Source organism: Carnobacterium sp. 1290_CSPC (genome assembly GCF_001053265.1).
Classification (GTDB): Bacteria; Bacillota; Bacilli; order Lactobacillales; family Aerococcaceae; genus Aerococcus; species Aerococcus urinaeequi.
In genome coordinates this window covers 1-5476 of the sequence record NZ_JVVG01000061.1, presented here as the reverse complement: position 1 = coordinate 5476, position 5476 = coordinate 1, and the positions used below count along the sequence as shown (strand labels likewise).

General features: G+C 35.2%; 4 protein-coding genes and 1 pseudogene. 2 read left to right on the top strand and 3 right to left on the bottom strand.

The annotated features are described in order from the left end of the window. Nucleotides 1-322: 322 nt before the first annotated feature. Together AC973_RS05500 and uvsE are read right to left on the bottom strand one after the other, a co-directional pair. On the bottom strand, nucleotides 323-1051 hold the full coding sequence (locus tag AC973_RS05500; protein ID WP_048728317.1) for a tryptophan-rich sensory protein: 729 nt from the start codon (nucleotides 1049-1051) through the stop codon (nucleotides 323-325). A gap of 493 nt (nucleotides 1052-1544) precedes the next feature. Further along, a complete protein-coding gene (gene uvsE / locus AC973_RS05495; protein WP_048728313.1) occupies nucleotides 1545-2819 on the bottom strand; it encodes a UV DNA damage repair endonuclease UvsE in 1275 nt (424 codons plus the stop codon). A gap of 324 nt (nucleotides 2820-3143) precedes the next feature. Here uvsE and AC973_RS10150 point away from each other — a divergent pair, with 324 nt between their 5' ends. Continuing rightward, a complete protein-coding gene (locus AC973_RS10150) occupies nucleotides 3144-3314 on the top strand; it encodes a TetR/AcrR family transcriptional regulator (RefSeq protein ID WP_349675140.1) in 171 nt (56 codons plus the stop codon). Between the two features lie 158 nt (nucleotides 3315-3472). Next, complete coding sequence (locus AC973_RS05490) at nucleotides 3473-4213, top strand: alpha/beta hydrolase (RefSeq protein WP_048728311.1); 741 nt, start codon at nucleotides 3473-3475, stop codon at nucleotides 4211-4213. Between the two features lie 107 nt (nucleotides 4214-4320). Here the strand turns inward: AC973_RS05490 and AC973_RS05485 are convergent. After that, nucleotides 4321-5358: pseudogene (locus tag AC973_RS05485) on the bottom strand (transposase); the annotation flags it as partial. Between the last annotated feature and the right edge of the window lie 118 nt (nucleotides 5359-5476).

Sequence of the window (5476 nt, the reverse complement as noted above, 5' to 3'; positions counted from 1 at the left end):
CAAAAATAGTGTCAATGAGATTCAATATGAATTCTCACCAACACTATTTATTATAGAACCCTTTTTTTCGTAAAAACCTTGTAGGGAAGGCGATAAACGGAGCTTATATTACAAATGTGAAACATTTCACTTGTAAATCACCCTAGCTAGCAATTATAATTTAACCATGCCTAGCTTTACTTGCATCCGGTTTATACTAGGTGTGTCGTTTGTTGTTGGGATGCACGAAAAAATGGGTTAGCCAGGTCTATAAAGCTAACCGCGAATACTTTTTGTCTCAGCTCTCTAAGCGTGCACTTAGGGAGCTTTTTAATTTAGGTGATTATTTGCTTAAGTACTGTTTCATCAATAGACTGGCACTAGCCAACTGTGCAAGGATACAGATGATAAGGACAACCGCTAAAGAAACGTAGTTAAACTGATTTTCTATTAAAATCGCTACATAACTCCAAATGAATACTAATGGAAAGGCAATGTCTTTGTATCTAAAGGCGATGTAACCCATTAATAGACTAGCTACTACTAGCATGATATTGGTCCAAGATAACTCAGAAAGTCCAATGAAAGAATTAATGCCGGCACCGATAAACCAGGTGAAGATATTGACAATTGTTGCAACAGTTACCCAAGCAAAGTAAATAGAGAATGGTAAACGATCAAGCCAGTTTTGGCTATCTATATCTGATAATCTTATATAAATGGTGACTAAGTTGATAAGTAATAAAGCGATAATGATAGTAGAAGCAAGCAACCATTCTTGGGTAAAGGCAATAATCCAAAAACCGTTCAGTAAGAAATTGATAACAGGTAGAAAACTTAATCTATCTACTACTGGTTGCGCTTGTTGTCGATTAAAGAATAAACGAATGATCCAAATAAAAGTGAATATGTATATGATTCCCCAAATGGAGAAAGCGTAGCCGGCAGGTTGAATGAGTGCAGGGTCTTGATTTGCGACAATCCCAACATTGGTGGCAGACCAGTAATTTAGAAAAATCATTACAGCAAATGCGATGAGATAAATTACGGGCCATTGGGTATATTTTTTCATGAATATCTTCCTTTCAATTTAGTTTCTATAGTAATTTTGCAACAATTGATGATGAGGAGGGTTTTATACCATCATCCAACATGACTTCATCGGCAGTAATTTTTTATGAGGAGAGTATGATCGCTACACCGGTACCTGGAGGGCTGCTTGACCCAGCAAAGTATAAATTGTTGCCCTTTTTTTTGCTTTAAAGGTAGCCTAAAGTGATTACTCTGCCCCAAAGAAGATCCTAAGCCAAAAGTCGCTCCATGGTATACATTAAATTTACTTTTGAAATCTTCCGGTGTGTAGCGTGTTTTCCTTCAATTATAATTTCTGAAACTCCTGAAGATATCATCATCCTTTTTGGATTGGGGCATCTTACCAACTGGTTAATCATTTTTTTCGTGGATATCTACTTAATGGCTTGCATATTGTAATTGGCTAGCGGATATACCGTCAATATCTGCCCCAACTACGATTACATGTTTTATCATCTTTCTATCACAAGTGGCTATTTGAATGGCTTGAAGTAAATACTGTCAGCTAAATATGGATTTGGGTACTTTTTCAGTAATTGATTCAAGTATCGACGGAATTGTGTAATCGATATTTCTTGGTTTTGTAGTCTTTCTTGATTACGTTTAAACTTACCACGCTCAGTATCGGTGGCTTGGTTTTTAAAGTATCCCCAAATATGTTGTCCAGCATTTATTTCATTACCGATATCTTCTGGTAAGTTTTCAGCAGTTTCAAGATATTGGATAAAGGCTTCAAAATCAGTGTGCTCTTTATCTTTTAAAAGGTTTCTTATTGCTTGATAAATATTTAAAGACTTTGCCATCACGGCATATTTATAACGAGCCCATAACTTTTCGGCAGCCCCAATATCTTGGTCAAGATATAATTGGATTTTTTCTGCAGACCGATTTTTATCTTTTACTTCTAACATGATATCAATAGGGCCACTTAATTCATTTTCAATGAAATGGATAAATGGGTCAAGTGCGGTCGTTCTAGTATGCGCACCCGGTTTTTTACCTAGTGCTTGTTGGCTATAGTGTATAGCCTGTCTACCATCATTAGTAGTCCAAGTTTGACCGGCTAATTCAATATAGGTTTTCATGCTACGGCTATTTTCGGGTTTTAATATATTGAAATGTAGGTTATCAAATACAACAGGTAAGTGAGTGAGTTGACTAATATACAAGACATCTTCAATATTAAATAAGCGTTCATCATTTTCGATGATTAAATGACGACGAATCTTACTAGAAAGGCTATTAGCTACTTGAATAAACCGTTGAATTGCGGCGTCTTTATCGCCATACATACCACCAATATGAATCACCATTTTATTACTTTGATCACCGCCCAATAACGCCAACAAATCGGCATGATAATCCAAATCAGCAATTGCGCGTTCTACTACATCCTCCTTTGGTGAATTTAGCACAGTATATTGACCAGGGTGAAAGGATATGCGGATGTCTAAATTCTTTATGAGCTTCTTTAGTGCATCGAATTCATCTTGAAAATATACCTGCCAGTCTAAATTAACATCATCTTTAGCCTTAGTTGCAAAAGGAATTAAATCACTTGATAACCGTAACATTTGAATGTTGTGGTCTGCAGTGTAAATCAACATTTGCTTAAGTGTTTCTAAATTCCAGCTAATTAACTCAATCCATTTTTCATTAGTTAAATTAGCAAAACGACAAGTTTTAAACCCTCGATCTAAGTCTAGGTTCAAGCAGGCGTAACCAACCTTTATTGTTGAATTCATCATATGACCTTCTTTCTCATAATGTCCTGATAGTTTGGTGAGCTTGTTGAATTAATTGTGCTCTTTTTAATTTGCTAGTGTACTGGCGCTTAGGGAAACAATTGTAGCAATCTTCTTGAATAACTGTTTCAATACTTTGGCAAATAGTAGCTGATGCCACAAGTTGTATACGAGCTTTCGGGTGAAATGCTTCGATATGGTTATGAATTTTTTCATATCGCTCGCTTTTTAAAAATCATAAACTTATCAATCGATAAGTTTCGTTTAGTATAAAGCTAATAAAAGTAATTAACAATACCCGTTTAAGTATTTTTGCCTTATAATGAAATGGAATATTTAAAAGGAATGGCTTCATTATCAGAAAAAAATCCGACAACCAGGCAAAGAATTACAACAGTTGTACACGAAAACTTTATGTCAATTGGGTATGAGAAGACCTCCACACGCATGATTGCTGAAGAGGGTGGAACAACTCAACCAAATCTATATTATCATTAGAAGTCGATCCTAACTCAATTGCTAGTGATTATTTTATAACGATTGCGCCTTATATTTTCCCGGATGCGGAGAAATATCATTTAGTGAATTTTAGTGAAGTCATTCATCTATTCCTACACGGTGTATTAAAGCAAGTATCAATAAGGAGATGTGCGGCTATGTTTGAACAATTTGCTTTTTATTTTCCATTTAAGGATGTGGATAAACAAATCCACTTGTATTTACCAGATCGTCTATCAGAAAGTAAAGAACGCTATCCTGTTCTTTACATGTTTGATGGGCATAACTTATTCTTTGACGAGATGGCGACTTATGGAAGGTCTTGGGATTTATTGGATTTTCTGGGTACCTACAATAAAGAGCTGATTGTTGTAGGGATTGAGTGCAGCCATGAAGACGGTGAGCGTCTCCGTGAATATTGTCCCTATTCAGTAGATACAGCGCATTTTGGTCAAATTGATGGTTATGGAGATTATTTTATGGATTGGCTAGTTAATGACCTAAAACCATTTATTGATGATAACTATCCAACCATTGCGGGGCGTGAGGGCACAGCAATTGCCGGTTCTTCTATGGGTGGCTTGATGGCTTATTATGCTGCAGTTGTTTATAACCAAACTTTTTCTAAAGCTGCCGCGTTATCACCAGCTTTTGGTTTTTGTTTTGATGAATTAGTGGCTGAATTGGCACGCCAATCTATCGACCAAGATACCCGACTATACTTGTCCTTTGGTGACCAAGAAGTGAATCAAGATCGCTTAGAGCAAGCTGGTTATCTTGAGCAAGCCTTCTTAGATCGTGGTGGTGAAACTTATATGCACTTAGAAGCAGGTGGTGACCACTCAGAAGCTACATGGGCAGCACAAAACCACCTATACATGGACTTCTTATGGCATTAAATCATCTTTTTAAGTTACATGTAAAAAAAGAGGCTGGGACAAAAAGGGCTTAGTTAACTAAATAAAGAGAGGAAAAAGATTTCACTTTGAAATCTTTTTCCTCTCTTTTAATTTATCAGTCTCTTTTGGACTTTTATGATGTTATTAGCCATTAATACTAGACCAATATCTGTTTTTACTTTATCTTTTCCTCTTAAATGAGTCCTTCGGAATCCTAAGTTTTGTTTAATCTGTCCGAAGACCGGCTCAACATCAATTTTTCTACATGCGAAAAGAGCTGAGCTATCTTCAGATAATAGCTTAGCTGATTCATTTTCTTTTAAATACTGATATTTTCTATTAAAAGAAAATGACTTTTGTGGTGCAGTTTCTCTATTAACTGGATAATACATTTCTTTTTCTAAGCGATATCCAGTTGTTGTTTTTGGATGATAAAAATGATACTGTGTGCCATCAGGGTGAATAAAGATTTGATTTTCCGCATCATAGTCCCAATTATTTAAATTCTTACTTGATTTTTGAAATTTCTTCGTCTGTTCCTTATCAAACATATTGTATTTGATGAGATGATCAATCCCTAGATTGTCCAACGTTTCTAAGTTTTCTTGGCTTCCATATCCAGCATCAGCTACGACGATTTTATGTAAAGTAGGCATACTTTCAATAAATGGTAATAGTGTACGTGTATCCGTAGGATTTGGAAAAATATTATAGGCTATAACAAATTGATTTTCAGTTGCTATTTGAAGATTATAACCTGGTTTAAGTTGACCATTTAACATCGGATCTTCTTTCATTCGCATGAACGTTGCATCTGTATCTGTTTTTGAAAAACTATTTCTACCTTCAAATGTTCTATAATAATTTTCATACTTTATCTCACGCTGTAAAAAATCATCTTTCACTTTTCGTAAGTATTTTTTCAATTTTCTTCGTTTCTGCTTTCTTGGATCTGCACCTTTTTTTGGCGTACTTTCAATTTCTTCATTTACCTCAGCTACAGCTTCCTCAAGGAAGTCTTTTAGTATTTCAACATCATTTAAAGACATTGAATCAATTTCATCTTTGATAATCTCTTTTTCTACAGTAGGTAATATTTCGTTTCTATAATATGCCATTTCTTTAGCTTTTAATGATACCCTGAATAATTCATAGTTTTTCTTTTAACGCTATCTAATGTTGATTTAACAAACTTTAACTCCGTCTTGTCCATCACCCATTAGGTGATGAAAAAAGAACCCCTTTCTGATATGGTTAATTCAC